The organism is Staphylococcus hominis subsp. hominis (genome assembly GCF_002901845.1).
GTDB lineage: Bacteria > Bacillota > Bacilli > Staphylococcales > Staphylococcaceae > Staphylococcus > Staphylococcus hominis.
The window spans coordinates 990,660-1,008,810 of sequence record NZ_PPQE01000025.1 but is presented as its reverse complement, the minus strand read 5'-3'; the positions used below and the strand labels follow the sequence as shown (position 1 = coordinate 1,008,810).

The window sequence follows — 18,151 nt, the reverse complement described above, 5'->3', positions numbered from 1 at the left end:
TTATTTTTAATAATTCAGAAATATTAGAAAATTTATTCGATTTATAGTTGAACATTTTTAATGTAATTGTTAGAATATTATCTAAATACAATTATTTTACCGCTTTAAAGTAATATAATTCAGTATAGTAAAATTTATTGAGGTGAGTATGAATGTCTACAAAGTTAGAACAATACAGGGAAGAGATAATTTCAATTAATAATCAAATTCTAGACTTATTATCAAAAAGAGGGGAATTAGCTCAAAAAATAGGAGAAGAAAAAATTAAGCAAGGTACTAAAGTTTATGACCCTCAACGAGAAAAAGAAATGATTAATGAATTAATGGATCGTAATAACGGACCATTTAATGATAATGTAATTAAACAATTGTTTAAAGAAATCTTTAAAGCGTCTACTGATTTACAAAAATCAGAAAATGAAAAACACTTATATGTTTCAAGAAAATTAAAACCGGAAGATACAATTGTAAAATTTGATAACGGTGGAGTTATTGGTGATGGAAATAAATCATTTGTATTTGGTCCATGCTCTGTTGAATCTCAAGAACAAGTTGATGCAGTAGCTCGTGATTTACAAGCCAAAGGTGAGAAATTCATTAGAGGCGGTGCATTTAAACCAAGAACATCACCATACGATTTCCAAGGATTAGGAATTGAAGGGCTTAAAATATTGAAAAATGTTAAAGATAAGTTCAATCTTAATGTTGTTAGTGAAATTGTAAATCCAGCTGATTTCGAAATTGCTGATGAATACTTAGATGTCTTCCAAATTGGTGCAAGAAATATGCAAAATTTTGAATTACTTAAAGAAGCTGGACGTACAAATAAGCCAATCTTATTAAAACGTGGTTTATCAGCTACTATTGAGGAATTTACATTTGCAGCTGAATACATTGCTTCTCAAGGTAATAAAAATATTATTCTATGTGAACGTGGTATTCGTACTTATGAAAAAGCTACTCGTAATACACTTGATATTTCTGCCGTACCTATCTTAAAACAAGGTACTCACTTACCAGTAATGGTAGATGTTACACATAGTACAGGACGTAAGGATATTATGTTACCGACTGCAAAAGCAGCACTTGCAGTGGGTGCAGACGGAGTAATGGCAGAAGTACATCCAAATCCATCAGTAGCTTTAAGTGATAGTGGTCAACAAATGGATTTAAATGAGTTTGATAAATTTTATAATGAATTAAAGCCATTAGCTGACATGTACAACTCTAAACAACTTAAATAAAACATCATCCTTTAATTTACTAGCTATTCATTTTACTAAAATTTAGGGCAATATAGAAAGTTTTATATTTAACTTCTATATTGTTCTTTTTTAGTTAAAACGAATAGTTTTATTTTGATTTTATTAAATCTATTAACTAAAATTTGACACAATTGTGAATATAAGTCTTATATATTTGACACATTACCAATTTATGATAAACTTTGAAAATGAAATGAAAACACGTAATAATAATAAATGAAACGCTTACAAGGAGGAAATTATGACGGTAACTATATATGATGTAGCTAGAGAAGCTCGTGTATCTATGGCAACTGTATCACGAGTAGTTAATGGCAATCAAAATGTAAAACCAGAAACACGTAAAAAAGTAAATGATGTTATTCAAAGATTAAATTATAGACCAAATGCTGTTGCAAGAGGACTAGCTAGTAAACGTACAACTACAGTAGGCGTTATTATACCCGATATCTCTAATATTTATTATTCTCAACTTGCTAGAGGTATTGAAGATATTGCAACAATGTATAAGTACCACTCTATCATTTCTAATTCAGACAATGATCCAGAAAAAGAAAAAGAAATTTTTAATAATTTGTTAAGTAAACAAGTAGATGGCATTATCTTTTTAGGTGGTACAATTTCTGATGAAATCAAAGATTTAATTAATCATTCTTCAGTTCCAGTAGTAGTATCTGGAACAAATGGTAAAGATGACAATATCGCATCTGTTAATATCGATTTTGCTAAAGCTGCCAGAGAAGTTACAGAACAACTTATTAAAACAGGCGCAAAAGATTTTGTACTTGTAAGTGGAGATTATTCTAAAAAGGCTCAAGAAGATGTACTAAGTGGTTTAAAGGATGCTTTAAACAAACATCAATTAAAGTTAAATAACACTATAGAATTATCAGGTTCAGAAAGCTATAAAGACGGAGTGAATGTCTTTGAAAAATTAAAAAATAATTTGCCTGATGCTATATTATCTATTAGTGATGAACAAGCAATTGGTATTTTGCATAGTGCTCTTGATGCTGGAATAAAAGTTCCAGAAGAACTACAAATCGTTAGTTTTAATAATACGCGTTTGGTAGAAATGGTTAGACCTAAACTATCTAGTGTCATTCAACCATTATATGACATCGGGGCAGTAGGTATGCGTCTTCTTACTAAATTTATGAATGAAGAAGACATTGCAGAACCTAATGTAGTTTTACCACATAGAATTGAATATCGAAACACTACTAATTAAAGTAATGTGAAAAAAAGGATAAAATCAAAATTTTATCCTTTTTTAATATATAAGTTACTATAATAAAATTATGTAAACCTTTTTAATATTGCTAAATTAATTATAAATAAAATTAAATTTTTGTAAACGCTATCAAGTATTCGACATATATTTATTTGTTAGTTATTATAAAGTAGTAAGATGGTTTGGTAGTTATTTCTAAATATCTTATTACATAAAATTTATTTTAAACAAGGGGTTGAAATAATTTGGCACATTTATCAGATTTAGATATTGCTAATCAATCAGAATTAAAATCAATTGGAGACATTGCGAAAAAAGCAGGAATACCTGAACATGCTTTAGAGCAATATGGACACTACAAAGCTAAAATTGATATTAATCAAATTCAATCAAGAGATGAAAAAGGTAAAGTTGTCTTAGTAACTGCAATGAGTCCTACACCAGCTGGTGAAGGTAAATCAACTGTCACAGTAGGCTTAGCTGATGCTTTTAATGAGTTAAATAAAAATGTTATGGTTGCTTTGCGTGAACCTGCTTTAGGGCCAACTTTCGGAATTAAAGGTGGCGCTACTGGTGGGGGATATGCGCAGGTTTTACCTATGGAAGATATTAATTTACACTTTAACGGTGATTTCCATGCAATTACAACAGCGAATAATGCATTATCAGCATTTATAGACAATCACATTCATCAAGGTAATGATTTAGCAATTGATGTACGTCGTGTTGAATGGAAACGTGTACTTGATATGAATGATCGTGCATTACGTAATGTCATCGTTGGGTTAGGTGGACCAACTAACGGTGTTCCACGTGAAGATGGTTTCAATATCACTGTAGCATCTGAAATAATGGCGATTTTATGTTTAGCTCGTAATATTAATGATTTAAAAGAAAAAATCAGTCGTATTACAGTTGGTTATACTCGTGAACGTAAACCAATTACTGTTGCAGACTTAAAAGTTGAAGGCGCTCTTGCAATGATACTTAAAGATGCAATTAAACCTAATTTAGTACAAACTATTGAAGGAACACCAGCACTTGTACATGGTGGGCCATTTGCTAATATTGCTCATGGTTGTAACTCGATTTTAGCAACTGAAACTGCACGTGATTTGGCAGATATTGTTGTTACAGAAGCAGGCTTTGGTTCAGATTTAGGCGCTGAAAAATTTATAGACATCAAAGCACGTGAAGCAGGCTTTGAACCTTCTGCAGTTGTCCTAGTAGCTACTGTTCGTGCGTTAAAAATGCATGGAGGTGTTGCTAAAGATAATCTAAAAGAAGAAAATGTCGAAGCAGTTAAATCTGGTATTGTTAATTTAGAGCGTCATGTTAATAATATTAGAAAATTTGGAGTAGAACCTGTGGTTGCTTTAAATGCATTTGTACATGATACTGAAGATGAAACTGAAGCAGTTAAAGCTTGGGCTAAAGAAAATAATGTACGAATTGCCTTAACAGAAGTATGGGAGAAAGGTGGTAAAGGTGGCGTTGATCTTGCTAATCAAGTTCTTGAAGTCATCGATCAACCACAAGAATTTAAATTCTTGTATGATTTAGATCAATCATTAGAAGAAAAAATTGAAACAATTGTAAAAGAAATCTATGGTGGTTCTTCAGTAACGTTCAGTAAAAAAGCAAAAAGACAATTAAAAGAATTTACCGACAATGGATGGGGCAAATATCCAATCTGTATGGCTAAAACACAGTACTCATTTAGTGATGATGCAACCGCTTTAGGCGCACCAACTGATTTTGATATAACTATCAGAGAATTAGAAGCTAAAACAGGCGCTGGATTTATTGTTGCATTAACAGGTGCAATTATGACAATGCCGGGATTACCTAAAAAACCAGCGGCATTAAACATGGATGTCACTGATGAAGGTCATGCAGTAGGATTATTCTAATTTAGATTAAAGAAAAAACGTTTGAGACTTTTACTGTCTCAGACGTTTCTTTGTTTTACCAACAAATTTCATCATTTTGTTGGTAAAACTGCATGTGAAAAGACAAGTAATTTAGCGGCAAAACCAATTAAAAGACGAATTTCAGGTAATTTAAATGATATATCAATATTTTGTGTTATTACTATCATATATTTATTTTAAAAGTCTTTTAAATTCAATACTCATAAACTATTTAAATTAATATAAAGTGCGATAAAAGATATTGATTGATTCATTGAGGCTTAGTTAATAAATGATCATAAATAGTATATTGTTTTGCCTGTTGATATGTCTTTTTAGTAATTACCCCTTCCACTAGCATTCGTTTTAATACATAATGCTGACGGTCAATACTAATTTTAACTTCGTTATAAGCCTTCAAATCACCATTATTTTCATACGGTGTATACGTATAAGGACTTTGCAATAAGCCAACAAGATAAGCGGATTGTGCAACATTTAACTTGGAGGGGGGAACGTTAAATAAACTATAGGAAGCAGATGCAATTCCAGTTATATTTGCACCATTATAATCGCGTCCAAACGGTACAATATTTAAATATGTATAAATAATTTCATTTTTAGATAATATTTTTTCAAGACGCATCGCTAATATAATTTCATTTGCCTTACGACTATATGTTTTTTCATTTGTTAAGACTTGATTCTTTATTAATTGTTGTGTAATTGTACTTCCGCCAGAACGAGAATTTAAACTTAAAACATCTTGTATCATTGCTCTTATTAACGCTTTTGGTAAAATTCCATCATGTTTAAAAAATAATGTGTCTTCAGAAGATATTAATGCTTTAATTACGTTTGAATTTACATGTTTTGGACCTACGATGAGAGAGTTTTGAGAATGATCGTACTCAGTTAAAATATTTTTATCGTGATTCAAAATCTCATCACCTGAAAAGTGTAGTACGCGGTGTTTCAATTCAGTATCACTTATATTTGAAGCTTCTTGAGTAAGATGATGAAAATAAGTAGCAGTACCAAGAACAATAAGTATAGAACCTAAAACTATAATACTCAAAAGGCCTACCATAATATGTTTTATAAATTTATAATTTTTTTCAAACGTTTTAAATTGAATATCTTTAAATAATAATTTCATGGTAGTCCTCCTCAAATTAAATACAGTATATCATATCTAGCATATTTGACTTTTAGAAGAGGTTTTTTTATAATTATTATCAATTCAATATGTATTGAATAAGAGGAGAAGTAATATATAAATTAACTTAACAGAGAGTTAGTGGATGCTGTGAACTAACATGTGTTTATATATGAATACACCTCATACTTATTTATTCAACGTTTATTAATGAGCGTATCATTAATAGAGTAAACAATTCTATTTGAATTGTTAAGTATGGTGGTAACGTGCATAAGCGCCCTTACATTGTTGTGAGGGTGCTTTTTTATTTAATAAAAATAAATTTTATAGGAGGATATAACTATGTCAAATGCATTACTAGAAGAATTACAATGGAGAGGTTTAATTTATCAACAAACTGATGAACAAGGTATTGAAGATTTATTAAATAAAGAACAAGTAACGTTGTATTGTGGTGCAGATCCAACTGCTGATAGTTTACATATTGGTCATCTTTTACCATTTATGACATTACGTCGATTCCAAGAACATGGTCATCGTCCAATAGTACTTATTGGTGGAGGCACTGGTATGATTGGAGACCCATCTGGTAAATCTGAAGAACGTGTATTACAAACTGAAGATCAAGTAGCAAAAAATGTTGAAGGCTTAAGCGCTCAAATGCATAAACTATTTGAATTTGGCACAGATAAAGGAGCCGTACTCGTTAATAATAGAGACTGGTTAAGTCAAATTTCACTAATAAGTTTCCTACGTGATTATGGTAAACATGTAGGTGTCAATTATATGCTAGGTAAAGATTCAATTCAATCACGATTAGAAAATGGAATTTCATATACAGAATTTACCTATACTATTTTACAAGCAATTGACTTTGGCCACTTAAATCGTGAACTTAATTGTAAAATTCAAGTTGGTGGTTCTGATCAATGGGGTAATATTACAAGTGGTATTGAGTTAATGCGACGTATGTATGGTCAAACAGAAGCTTATGGTTTAACTATTCCATTAGTGACAAAGTCTGATGGTAAAAAGTTTGGGAAATCAGAATCTGGAGCTGTTTGGTTAGATGCTGAAAAAACAACACCGTATGAATTTTATCAATTCTGGATTAATCAATCGGATGAAGATGTTATTAAATTCTTAAAATACTTTACATTCTTAAGTAAAGAAGATATTAATCGCCTTGAACAATCTAGAGATGAAGCACCACATTTACGAGAAGCTCAAAGAGCACTTGCTGAAAATGTAACAGAATTTATTCATGGTAAAGAAGCACTTGATGATGCAATTAGAATTTCAGAAGCATTATTTAAAGGTGATTTAAAATCTTTATCAATTAAAGATATCAAAGCAGGGTTTAAAGAAGTACCTCAAGTTGAAGTTTCTAAAGCAACAACTAACATTATTGATGTTTTAATTGAATCTGGAATTGCTTCCTCAAAACGACAAGCAAGAGAAGATGTAAACAATGGAGCAATTTATATTAATGGTGAAAGAGAACAGTCTGTTGATTACAACTTAACTGATGAAGATAAATTTGATAATGAATTTACAATTATTCGCCGTGGTAAGAAAAAATACTTCATGGTAAATTATAAATAATCTTATCTGAGAAGAATATATTGAAAACGAGGTTAATCCATTATTTTGGATTAACCTCGTTATTTATTATCGAATAAATTGACTATTATTATCTTCAGAATTATATGATTGCGAAGATATTGATTTTTGATTTTTAAGAGTGACTGATACATCTTTAGTTTTACCATCACGTATAACAGTCAACTTCACGGTTTCACCTGGCTTTTTATTTTGATATAAGTACGTTCTTAGATCGGTATCATCATCTACTTTTTTACTATCTACTTTAGTAATGATATCGCCAACTTTTAATTCACTAGAGTGGCTAACTTTTGCAATATACACACCAGTATCACGATCAGTTTTTAATTCTTTTTTATAAGAATCTGGAATATCACTTAAGTTAAGTAACCCTATTCCAATTGAAGGACGTTCTACTTTACCATGTTTAACGAGTTGTTCAATTGTAACTCTAACTTCATTACTTGGGATTGCAAAACCAATACCTTCAACTTGGTCAGCAGCAATTTTCATTGAATTAATACCTACTAAATTACCATTAACATCTACTAATGCACCACCAGAGTTACCGGGATTAATTGCTGCATCTGTTTGTAGCACATTTACTTTAGTTCCACCAGAAGTGGTATTAGATTCAATTGTACGTTCATTTGCAGAAATAATACCTGATGTTACTGAGTTAGCAAATTCTAAGCCAAGTGGGTTACCCATTGCGAAAACACTATCGCCAGTTTGAACTTTAGAAGAATTTGCGAATTTCATTGCTTTAATTCCTTTTTGAGAATCGATTTTTAAAACTGCAATATCTGAAACTGCATCTGTACCTACAAGCTTTGCTTCTACTTGTTTACCGTTATGTAATTGTACTTTAATTTGTGATGCACCATCAATAACGTGATTATTAGTGACGATATAAGCAGAATTGTTGTTAATTTGATAAATAACACCAGAACCGATACCGGCTTCTTGTGCCTTAGTTGATTTACCTTGTAATAAATCGTCAAAACTTGTTGCCTTTTGCATATTGATGACACCTACAATAGCAGGAGAAACATCTTTGATCATGGCATTAACCGATTTATATTTATCACTTTTACCGTCTAACACATTGCCACCTTTATCATTCGTAGCCTGTTGGACTTGAGATCCACCACTATTTGAATCATCTCCATTCATAAGTCGATTAACTCCTAAAACAATTAATGCTCCTATGATACCAGCGATTAGAGCAATAATAATAATTCTAAACCATGGAAACTTCGGTTTAGGTGGACGTGAATGCTGATAATCGCTGGATTGAAAATATTGATTATATTCTGTCATATTAAACCTCCGTATATATTTTAACCATTATCTCAATTATGAAGAAAATATTTAAATATTTCTAGTAAATAGCTATCAGTCTTAAGATGTATCTTTTAAAATCTTGTTCACGTGATAAGTTAATGATAAAATCGACTAAGTGTAGAAACTTAGAAGTAGGTGACAAAATGTATAAATTTATTAGTAAATTTTTAGAATTAATAATCGTAAAAATGGCACGTTCATTACATATTGTAGGTAAAGAGAACATTCCTAAAGATAGTAAATATGTTGTGACTTGTACCCATGAAAGTTATAATGAAGTGATTTTATTAGGATTAGCTTTAATTCCAAATGAAATTCATTATATGGCTAAAAAAGAATTATTTAGTAATAAATGGGGTGGCAAATTTTTAAGATCTTTAAATGCTTTTCCAGTAGATCGAGAAAATCCGGGACCTAGTACGTTAAAACAACCTGTTAAATTATTGAAAGATCATAAAACAGTAGGTATCTTCCCAACAGGTCATAGAACTTCAGTTGAAGGCGCGCCTTTAAAACGTGGAGCTGCAACGATTGCTATGCTAGGTAAAGCACCAATCTTACCAGCTGCTTATGTTGGACCAACGAAGTTACATGGTTTAGTCACTGGTCAAGCGATGATTAAATTTGGTAAACCTATTTATCAATCTGACATACCTAAAGATTTAAAGCGTAACGAAAAAATTGATTTTCTAACTAAAGAAATAGAAAGACGTACAGCACAGTTACAACATGAACTTCATCTTATTCAAGAACGTCTTTAATAGATATTGATAGCATTATTCATCAGAAGATTTTCTAAATAGAGAATCTTCTTTTTTTATAAATAATTGATAAATGGATGATAGGAGTACCATGAGTGAAAATGACAAGTTTTAAGAAATCTATTTTCCGTTAGTACCATATATTACCTAACGTATGGTTCTTGTTATTTTGTCTTTAATCATTTTTATTTAGTTAATGCGGAAAGATTATTTAATAAAAAAATAGATTTGAAGTAAAATACCAGTTAATTATCTCAATCAATAATAAAAATCATTTATAATATCTTATTAAATATATATACGTTTTAATCTTTATTGGTTAAAGCGTATCTTTTTTATTTTGTCATCACATTGTCTATTTATATAAAATAAACATATAGCGTAACCGCTTACAAATATGGTAGATTATATATTGGACTAAATACATAAAAAATATAATTTTTAATAAATAAAGGAGGATAAAAGATGTTTAAATTCTTTCAAAATCTCGGAAGATCGTTAATGCTCCCTGTAGCAGTTTTACCAGCAGGAGCAATCATAACTGGGATAGGTAACTTACTAAATGCACTTCATGTTCTTCCCACAGTAGCCATGTTCTTTTCAATTGTAGGAACAGCTATTTTAGGACAATTAGGATTAATTTTTGCTATCGGTGTAGCTATTGGTATGGCTAAAAAGAACGATGGTGCCGTTGCTTTGGCAGGTGCGTTAGGATATGCCATGGTAACGAAAGTATTAAATCCAGAAAATGTGGCTACGTTATTTAATATAAAAGAAAAAGCAGTTAACTTAGGCTTTACAAAAATGGATAATTCTAATGTATTTCTTGGTATTATTATCGGGTTAATTGCAGCATATTCTTTTAATAAATTTAGTGAAGTTGAATTACCTATGGCCTTGTCATTTTTTAGTGGTAAACGATTAGTACCTATTATGACTGTATTTTTTAGTACTATATTAGCAGTTATACTATTATTTATTTGGCCTATGGTCTTTTCAGGCATTGTTGCATTTGGAGAATGGTTAGTAGGTTTTGGTTCATTCGGAGCATTTTTATATGGTGTCTTTAATCGACTACTTATTCCTACTGGTTTACATCATGCATTGAATGCAGTATTTTGGTTCGATACAGCAGGAATTAATGATATTGGTAAATTCCAAACAGGTGTAGATGCAGTAAAAGGTATAACAGGACGTTATCAAGCAGGTTTCTTCCCAATTATGATGTTTGGTATACCAGCAGCAGCACTTGCAATGTATCACAGTGCTGAGACAAAGCAACAAAAGCAAGTATGGGGATGGTTTTTAGCAAGTGCTATTTCAGCCTTTGTAGTAGGAGTTACAGAGCCAATTGAATTTGCATTTATGTTTGTTGCACCTGTACTTTTTATCATACATGCCTTATTAACAGGGCTTTCATTATTTATTGCATCTCTATTTCAGTGGACTGCGGGATTCTCATTTAGTGCAGGATTAATTGATTATGTTTTATCACTCATTAATCCAGTCGCTAATCACCCTTTAATGCTATTAGTTCAAGGTATTGTATTCTTTATTTTATATTATGTTATTTTTAGAATTATGATTAAAGTATTGAATTTAAATACAATAGGACGTGGTGATAACTTACTAGCTGATCCAATAGTAGAAGAAACGACAACTATAGATAAATCAAAAAGTGGAAAATATCATCAACCAGCTACACAAATATTAGAAGGTTTAGGTGGAAAATCTAATATCGATAGTTTAACAAACTGTGCTACACGACTTCGTTTAGAACTAAAAGATAATACGATTATTGATGAACAAAAAATTAGAAATGCTGGAGCTGTTGGGGTGACGAAAAATGGCCACCATTCAACACAAGTAATTATTGGTACACATGTTCAACAAGTAGCAGATGAAATTGAAAAACAGATGAAATAATTCAACAGAAACAATAAAAGCGACATTATATGTCCAAATCATTTGTTACACTATAGTCCTATTGATAAATATTATTTATATAAAAGAGCTAATGCTAGATTTTAAGCATTGGCTCTTATTTTTATTACATTGACTTTATATAAATGTTCGTTATGATTATAAGTATCAAAATAGTCAAAAAATGGAGAGATGTCGATGAAATCAATTTTATTTGATGTAGATGGTGTGTTTTTAAGTGAAGAACGTTGCTTTGATGTATCTGCCTTAACAGTTGAAGAACTATTAAAGAGTGATGATTTTTTAGGTTTAGATAGCGCTCAAAATTTTAATCATATGAATGATGAATTAATTGAAGATATAAGAACACAAGTATTTTTAAACGATCAAATTTTAAATCAATTAAAATCTTTAGGCCTTAATTCTAACTGGGATATGTTATTTGTTGTATTTAGTATTCATTTCATCCATCTCTTGAAACAGTTGGATTCAGAAACAATTAGACAAGTGACTCATGTTGAAACGTTTTCAGTTGAGACTCTACGTGAATTACAATCTTATAATTATCAATTTAAAGTTAATTATGCAGTACCGTTAAAATTTATTCAAAATAGTCAAAGTGGTAAAGAGAATATTTATCTTGAATTAGAAGATTACGCAAAAGATCAATTAAATATTGAAAATGCTAAATTATTTAATTTAAAAAGTCCACTTTGGAATTTAGCTAGAGCAGTATATCAAGAATGGTATTTAGGAACAACTTTATATGAAAAAGTAGAAAAGCTTACTCCTTTGTCTATTCCTAAGTCTGGTTTTATTTATGAAGAAAAGATCTTACGTCCTGTGGAAGAAATTAAAACATTATTAAATGATATAAAACAAGCAGGTTTTAACATTGCCATTGCAACTGGTAGACCAAGAACAGAAACAATTGTTCCATTTGAGTCCTTTGGTCTTAAATCTTTTTTTAATGAAAATCATATTGTCACAGCGAGTGAAGTATTGAAAGCTGAGTCAGTATTTCCAAAAGAAGGGACACTAGGTAAACCTAATCCATTTAGTTATATTGCAACTCTTTATGGAAACAATGAGGGAGATTATTTGCACTATATTCAAAATCAAAAACATATTGTTAATGAGAATGATGTATTTATTGTTGGTGATTCATTAGCGGATTTATTATGTGCTAAAAAGATTGGGGCAACATTTATAGGTACTTTAACTGGTTTAAGTGGGAAAGAAGCAAAAGAAGACCTAGAGCAACACGGTGCTGACTATATTGTTAATCATATTTGTGACATTAGACATATTCTACTTAATAAATAATAAAAAGAAAGGAACGCCGAATATTATCGTCGTTCCTTTCTTATTTATTATATTGATAAAGTTGTACCGTAGATGTTATCAAAATCACCAATCTCATATAATTCTTTAATAACTTGTTGAGTAATAGGTTGATCTATTGACAGAATCATCATTGCTTGTCCACTTTCAGAACTTCTTCCTAAAGACATTGAAGCAATATTGATATCATGTTTACCGAGTAGTTGACCTGTTAAACCTACCATTCCTGGTAAGTCTTTATGATAAGAAATAAATTGATAAGTATTGGGTTTAAAATCTACTGAATAATCATTAATTCTTACAATACGTGCACCAAATCCATCTATTACAGTTGCACCAATTTTTACTTCTTCATGTTCACTTATCAAATTAATTTGAATATAATTGCTGAATGTTCCTTGTGAAGCACGATTTTCAATATGATGAGTGATACCTTGTTCGTTTAATAATGCAATAGCATTAATTAAGTTCACGCGTTCACCTAAATTTTGTTTTAAAATTGACGTGACGATTGATCGAGTAATTAAATCAGATTCTTTTTTAGCATTTTCTCCGTTAAAAGTCACTTTAATCTCTCTAGGTGCATCATCTAATAATTGAATTGCCAATTCACCTGAAAGCTGGCTAATACGAAGCCATTGTTGTGTCTTCTCATCAATATGGTTTAAGTTTAACTTAGGTGCATTGACTGCATTTGTAACATTACCATTTTCTAAAATATCAATGATTTCTTCAGCAACGGATACAGCTACTTTTTCTTGTGCTTCAATCGTAGATGCACCTAAATGAGGAGTTACAATAATATTTTTATGATCGAGAAGCGGTGAATCTAGGGGAGGTTCATTTTCAAATACGTCTAATGCTGCTCTAGCAATTTGATGTTGATTTAAAGCATTAAGCAAGTCGTTTTCATTAATAATTCCGCCTCTAGCTACATTAATAATTTGTAACGTTGGTTTGGCTTGATTAAAAAAATGAGCATCGATAATTCCTTTTGTTTTAGGTGTTAACGGTGTGTGAACGGTAACAAAATCTGAACGTTGAGCAATTTCATCAATCGTTGCTAGTTCAATTCCAAGTTGCTCGGCTTTTTCTTTAGTCAAAAAAGGATCATAAGCTAAAACAGTCATACCAAAACTTTTTAATCTTTCTGCTACACCTAAACCAATACGTCCTGCTCCAATGACGCCTAATACTTTTTGATATAATTCAACTCCTTTAAATGCTTTACGATTCCATTCTTTATTCTTTAGTGATGTGTAAGCTTGCGGAATATTTCGTGCCATTGCTAGAATCATAGCAACTGAGTGCTCAGTAGCAGAAATCGTATTTCCATCGGGAGCATTTACAACGAGTATACCGTTTAGAGTTGCTGATTTTATATCAATATTATCCACACCTACACCGGCTCTAGCGATAACTTTTAAGTTTGAAGCATGGTTAATAATAGATTCTGTGACTTGAGTTTGACTACGTACGATTAACCCTTGATAGTTAGGAATAATATCGACAAGTTCTTCTTCAGTTAAACCAGACTTAAAATCAACCTTAAAATCAGGATGATGGATTAAACTTTGTAAACCTTCTTCTGAAATTGGATCTGAAACTAAAATATTATGCGTCATGTTGAATTACCTCCGTAAATTTTAACGTAGCTTTACCAATATAATTGACTTTACGATAATCTGTAAGAATTATCTCTAAAGCTGAAACAACAGATAAAATATCAAAAGGTGACACTTTTCCCATGTGACCAATTCTCAAAATGGTTCCTTTTAATTTGCCTTGACCACCAGCAATAGTAATATTAAATCTTGATTTTAGTGTTGATTTAATATATGTTAATTCGTCTTTATCGTGAGGGATAAAAGAAGTAACAGTAGGAGAGGCATATGAGTCTTTAGTAACTAATAATTTTAAATCTAATGCTTTTAAACTTTCTCTTAAACCATCTCTAATCAAATAATGTCTGTGAATGGTATTGTTAAATCCTTCTTTTTTAATAAATGCAGCATAAGCGTTAACCGCTCTAAATAATCCAACATTTGGTGTGAATGGAGTAGAATTTTGTTCAATAGAATCAAAGTACTTATTTAAATTTAAATAAAAACGTGGTGTTTTAACTGCTTTAAATCGCTCTTGTGCACGATGATTATAAGCAACAAAAGATAGACCAGGCGGTAACATTAAAGCTTTCTGGCTACCTGACACGAGTACATCAATATTGTCTCTTTCTAAATCGACATCAACGGCACCAATACAACTTACGCCATCGACAACGAAGTAAATGTCTTGATTGAATGCTTTAATTACTTTTCCTAATTCGTGTATAGGGTGAAGTACAGCAGTAGAAGTTTCGCAAAATTGAGTGAATACAGCAGTAATATCATAATTAAGTGAATGTAAATATGTTTCAAATGCTTCAATGTCGACAGCTTTTCCCCATTCAACATCATAAACATGTACATTCTTATAATATGTTTCCGCGATTTGTTTAAAACGATTACCAAATGCACCTGATACAATGACTACAAAATGGTCCTCAGGATTGACTATATTTAACATACTAGCTTCTAAAACACTAGTACCGCTTGAAGTAAGGATCATTACTTTGTTTTTAGTTCCAAACATAGGTTTTAAATGATTAAATGCTTCTTCTGAGACAGCTTCAAAATCTGAAGAACGATGACCTATCATTGATAAATTAAGTGCATGTGTGATTTCATCAGGTACAGGGGTTGGTCCAGGTGTTAATAATAAAGGTTCGTAATAATACATCGTAAATCTTCCTCCTGATATAAGATTTTTTAATTTTACCAAATATTCTGAAATTTTAAAAGTCTAAAATAAAAAGCGGCAGTTTAATTGCCTGCTTTTAGTTCTCATCTTGAATGGTTGCTTGAATTTCTATTTTAACGTTGTTTCGAATTGAGTTAGATATCATACAATGATGATCAGCAATATCTAATAGTTTAGGAAGTCGTTTATTAAGACGCGTTTTTTCTTCTTCTGTAAGAGATATTGTTGGATAATGAGTGATTTTTTCCATTTTAAATTTTCCATTTTCAAAAACTGCACTCCCAATTGACTTAATTTCTAAATGAATATGAGTAAATTTAGCTCGTTCAAGTGTAGCAGCTAAAGAGATAATATAACATGAGGAGGCTGCTGCAACTAACATTTCATCGGGATTTGTCCCAGTTCCATTACCCCCAAGTGAAGAGGGAATAGAAATTTGCTCAGAAATTACATCGCCTTTAACTTTACCGATTTCTTCACGACCCCCACGCCATGACGTATGAACTACAAAATCGTGTTTAACCATTATTATTGACCTCCTATATCATTATGGTAATTTAAGTGTAGTTGAACATATAACTAATTTAAAGGATGGTGTTTAAAAATGAAAATACAAAAGCCTAATACATCATTTCAAATCGTTGCACACCGTGGATTATCGCAGAAATATCCTGAAAATACGTTGGAAGGTTTTAAAGCAGCCCTTATGCAACATATTGATATGTTAGAAATTGATGTACATTTTACAAAAGATAAACAATTAGTAGTCATTCATGACGACTCCATTGATCGCACATCGAATCAAAAGGGTAAAGTAAAAGATTTTACTTTAGAAGAATTAAAACAATTTGATTTTGGAATCAAACATGGTGAATCTTTTAAAAATACCTGTATTTCTACTTTTAGCGAAGTACTTTCTTTATTTAAAAAGTATTCTAAAACATTACTTATTGAAATAAAAAAACCAGAACAGTATCCTGGCATTGAAAAAGCGTTACTTGAGGAACTAGATAAATTTCAAATTCCCTCTCATAGAGTCGTTATTCAGTCATTTGATGTGGAAAGTGTTAAAAAAATGTCTGAATACACAAAGAAATATGCACTAGGTGTTTTAATAAGTAAAAAGCAATACTGGTACAAACAACCTGATTATGAAAATATAGCTTCTTTTGCACAATTTATAAATCCTAATTATAAATTAATAAATAAAAAATTTATCAAGCGTGCTCATGAACATCATCTTAAAGTAATACCTTATACAGTAAATAACGTGAAAGATGTGAAGAAATTGATTCATTTAGGAGTAGATGGGATTATTTCAGATATACCAGATGATATATTTAAACTATAAATAAAAAACCACCCTGACCAAAATGGAAAGGGTGGTAAAATATTAATCAACTTATCTTGAGTAGTACTCAACGATTAATTGTTCATTAATTTCAGCTGGTAATTCACTACGTTCTGGTAAGCGAACGAAAGTACCTTTTAAGCTGTCAGCATCGAAATCTAAATATTCTGGTACGAAATTGTTAATTTCAACAGATTCTTTAATGATATCTAAGTTTTGTGATTTTTCACGAACTGAGATAACTTGACCAGGTTTTAAAGCGTATGATGGGATGTCAACACGTTTACCATCAACTTCAATATGACCATGACCAACTAATTGACGAGCTTGACGACGTGTACGTGCTAAACCTAATGAGTAAACTACTGCATCTAAACGGCTAGCTAATAAAATCATGAAGTTTTCACCGTGTACACCGTGTTGTTTACCAGCAATATCAAATGTGTTACGGAATTGTCTTTCAGTTATTCCATATAAATAACGTAATTTTTGTTTTTCACGTAATTGTAAACCATATTCTGATAATTTTTTACGTTGGTTTGGACCATGTTGTCCTGGTGCGTAAGGACGTTTTTCTAATTCTTTACCAGTACCACTTAATGAGATACCTAAACGACGAGATTTTTTCCAGTTAGAACCTCTGAATCGAGCCATAATAAGACTCCTCCTTTTTCTTTTTTGTTGGAATGAATAAACAAAAAAGAGTGTTATATGCTCATTAAGATATATTGTTTTATGTGTCTTCACCTTATAGCTACAGTTACGCGACACGTCCACATCGGGAACAACATAGAGCTTAATAATATACAACTGCTATTTTCGTTAATTCACACAAAATTCATTGTACCATTATTTTTTAAAGTGTCAAGGAATCATTTAAATTTATTATTTTGATAATTGGTGTTCTAAGATAGAAACGATTTCTTCAAGTCCTTGTTGATCGTCTTTACTAAATCGTTGCGTAATAGGTGCATCTATATCTAACACGCCGATGATTTCATTATTAACATGAATTGGAACGACAATTTCAGATTTACTATTAGCATCGCAAGCGATGTGACCAGGAAATGTATTTACATCATCTACAAGTTGTGTTTGGTTATTTGCAACAGCAGTTCCACATACACCTTTTCCTATAGAGATATGTATACAAGCAGGATGGCCTTGGAAAGGACCTAAAATAAGTTCATTATTTTCAATTAAATAAAATCCTAACCAATTGATTTGATCTAAATTGTCATTGAGTAAAGCTGAAGTATTACTTAAAATTGCGATTAGATTTGTTTCATCTTCAATAAGACTTGCAAGTTGTTTACCTAATAAGTTGTAATTTGTTTCTTTAATTGTCGGCATATAAAAACCTCTCTATCAATATTTTGATTATTAGTATAAATGTAAAAAATTTTTCAATCAATTCTTTGAATTTTATTTTAATGACGAGATAAGA

The 18,151-nt window shown here is 31.0% G+C and carries 16 protein-coding genes; 8 read left to right on the top strand and 8 right to left on the bottom strand.

Translation table 11 applies throughout. The features are described from left to right. The first annotated feature begins 152 nt into the window (after nt 1-152). The 3 genes from CD034_RS06485 (at nt 153) to CD034_RS06475 (ending at nt 4,412) form a co-directional block, all read left to right on the top strand. A complete protein-coding gene (locus tag CD034_RS06485; protein WP_002448300.1) occupies nt 153-1,244 on the top strand; it encodes a bifunctional 3-deoxy-7-phosphoheptulonate synthase/chorismate mutase in 1,092 nt (363 codons plus the stop codon). Nucleotides 1,245-1,506: 262 nt separating this feature from the next. Continuing rightward, nucleotides 1,507-2,496 carry a catabolite control protein A gene (gene ccpA, locus CD034_RS06480; RefSeq protein ID WP_049335900.1) on the top strand — a complete coding sequence of 330 codons (990 nt, stop codon included), beginning with the start codon at nt 1,507-1,509 and terminating at the stop codon, nt 2,494-2,496. 248 nt (nt 2,497-2,744) lie between these two features. Beyond that, nucleotides 2,745-4,412 carry a formate--tetrahydrofolate ligase gene (locus tag CD034_RS06475; RefSeq protein ID WP_002448301.1) on the top strand — a complete coding sequence of 556 codons (1,668 nt, stop codon included), beginning with the start codon at nt 2,745-2,747 and terminating at the stop codon, nt 4,410-4,412. 71 nt (nt 4,413-4,483) lie between these two features. On the opposite strand, the gene CD034_RS11305 is transcribed toward CD034_RS06475, so the two are convergent. Both CD034_RS11305 and CD034_RS06465 read right to left on the bottom strand, forming a co-directional pair. After that, entirely contained in the window at nt 4,484-4,600 is a 117-nt protein-coding gene (locus tag CD034_RS11305) for a hypothetical protein (protein WP_002448298.1), read from the bottom strand. A gap of 83 nt (nt 4,601-4,683) precedes the next feature. Beyond that, entirely contained in the window at nt 4,684-5,571 is an 888-nt protein-coding gene (locus tag CD034_RS06465; RefSeq protein WP_002448304.1) for a transglycosylase domain-containing protein, read from the bottom strand. A gap of 345 nt (nt 5,572-5,916) precedes the next feature. Between CD034_RS06465 and tyrS the strand changes: the two genes are divergently transcribed. After that, nucleotides 5,917-7,179 carry a tyrosine--tRNA ligase gene (gene tyrS, locus CD034_RS06460; protein ID WP_103288215.1) on the top strand — a complete coding sequence of 421 codons (1,263 nt, stop codon included), beginning with the start codon at nt 5,917-5,919 and terminating at the stop codon, nt 7,177-7,179. A gap of 66 nt (nt 7,180-7,245) precedes the next feature. Here the strand turns inward: tyrS and CD034_RS06455 are convergent, their stop codons facing one another. Beyond that, nucleotides 7,246-8,502, bottom strand: coding sequence for a S1C family serine protease (locus CD034_RS06455; RefSeq protein WP_002455201.1), 1,257 nt, complete (start codon nt 8,500-8,502; stop codon nt 7,246-7,248). 167 nt (nt 8,503-8,669) lie between these two features. Between CD034_RS06455 and CD034_RS06450 the strand changes: the two genes are divergently transcribed. The 3 genes from CD034_RS06450 to CD034_RS06440 all read left to right on the top strand — a co-directional run bounded on the left by CD034_RS06450 (nt 8,670) and on the right by CD034_RS06440 (nt 12,536). After that, nucleotides 8,670-9,287 carry a lysophospholipid acyltransferase family protein gene (locus CD034_RS06450; protein WP_002448288.1) on the top strand — a complete coding sequence of 206 codons (618 nt, stop codon included), beginning with the start codon at nt 8,670-8,672 and terminating at the stop codon, nt 9,285-9,287. A 465-nt stretch (nt 9,288-9,752) separates the two neighbouring features. Further along, nucleotides 9,753-11,213, top strand: coding sequence for an N-acetylglucosamine-specific PTS transporter subunit IIBC (nagE, locus tag CD034_RS06445; RefSeq protein ID WP_002455202.1), 1,461 nt, complete (start codon nt 9,753-9,755; stop codon nt 11,211-11,213). 195 nt (nt 11,214-11,408) lie between these two features. Beyond that, nucleotides 11,409-12,536 carry an HAD family hydrolase gene (locus tag CD034_RS06440; protein ID WP_002487992.1) on the top strand — a complete coding sequence of 376 codons (1,128 nt, stop codon included), beginning with the start codon at nt 11,409-11,411 and terminating at the stop codon, nt 12,534-12,536. 47 nt (nt 12,537-12,583) lie between these two features. On the opposite strand, the gene serA is transcribed toward CD034_RS06440, so the two are convergent. The 3 genes from serA to CD034_RS06425 form a co-directional block, all read right to left on the bottom strand. Beyond that, on the bottom strand, nt 12,584-14,179 hold the full coding sequence (serA, locus tag CD034_RS06435) for a phosphoglycerate dehydrogenase (protein ID WP_103288214.1): 1,596 nt from the start codon (nt 14,177-14,179) through the stop codon (nt 12,584-12,586). Next, complete coding sequence (locus tag CD034_RS06430) at nt 14,169-15,332, bottom strand: pyridoxal-phosphate-dependent aminotransferase family protein (RefSeq protein WP_103288213.1); 1,164 nt, start codon at nt 15,330-15,332, stop codon at nt 14,169-14,171. Before CD034_RS06430 ends, serA begins: the two co-directional genes overlap by 11 nt. 97 nt (nt 15,333-15,429) lie before the next feature. Further along, entirely contained in the window at nt 15,430-15,879 is a 450-nt protein-coding gene (locus CD034_RS06425; RefSeq protein ID WP_002455206.1) for an OsmC family protein, read from the bottom strand. A gap of 78 nt (nt 15,880-15,957) precedes the next feature. On the opposite strand from CD034_RS06425, the gene CD034_RS06420 reads away from it, so the two are divergent. Next, nucleotides 15,958-16,704, top strand: coding sequence for a glycerophosphodiester phosphodiesterase (locus tag CD034_RS06420; protein WP_002448295.1), 747 nt, complete (start codon nt 15,958-15,960; stop codon nt 16,702-16,704). Nucleotides 16,705-16,755: 51 nt separating this feature from the next. Here CD034_RS06420 and rpsD read toward each other — a convergent pair whose 3' ends face one another. Both rpsD and msrC read right to left on the bottom strand, forming a co-directional pair. Next, nucleotides 16,756-17,358: a 30S ribosomal protein S4 gene (gene rpsD / locus CD034_RS06415; protein ID WP_002487986.1), complete on the bottom strand. Its 603-nt coding sequence runs from the start codon at nt 17,356-17,358 to the stop codon at nt 16,756-16,758. Between the two features lie 231 nt (nt 17,359-17,589). Further along, on the bottom strand, nt 17,590-18,057 hold the full coding sequence (msrC, locus tag CD034_RS06405) for a free L-methionine (R)-S-oxide reductase MsrC (RefSeq protein WP_002487974.1): 468 nt from the start codon (nt 18,055-18,057) through the stop codon (nt 17,590-17,592). Between the last annotated feature and the right edge of the window lie 94 nt (nt 18,058-18,151).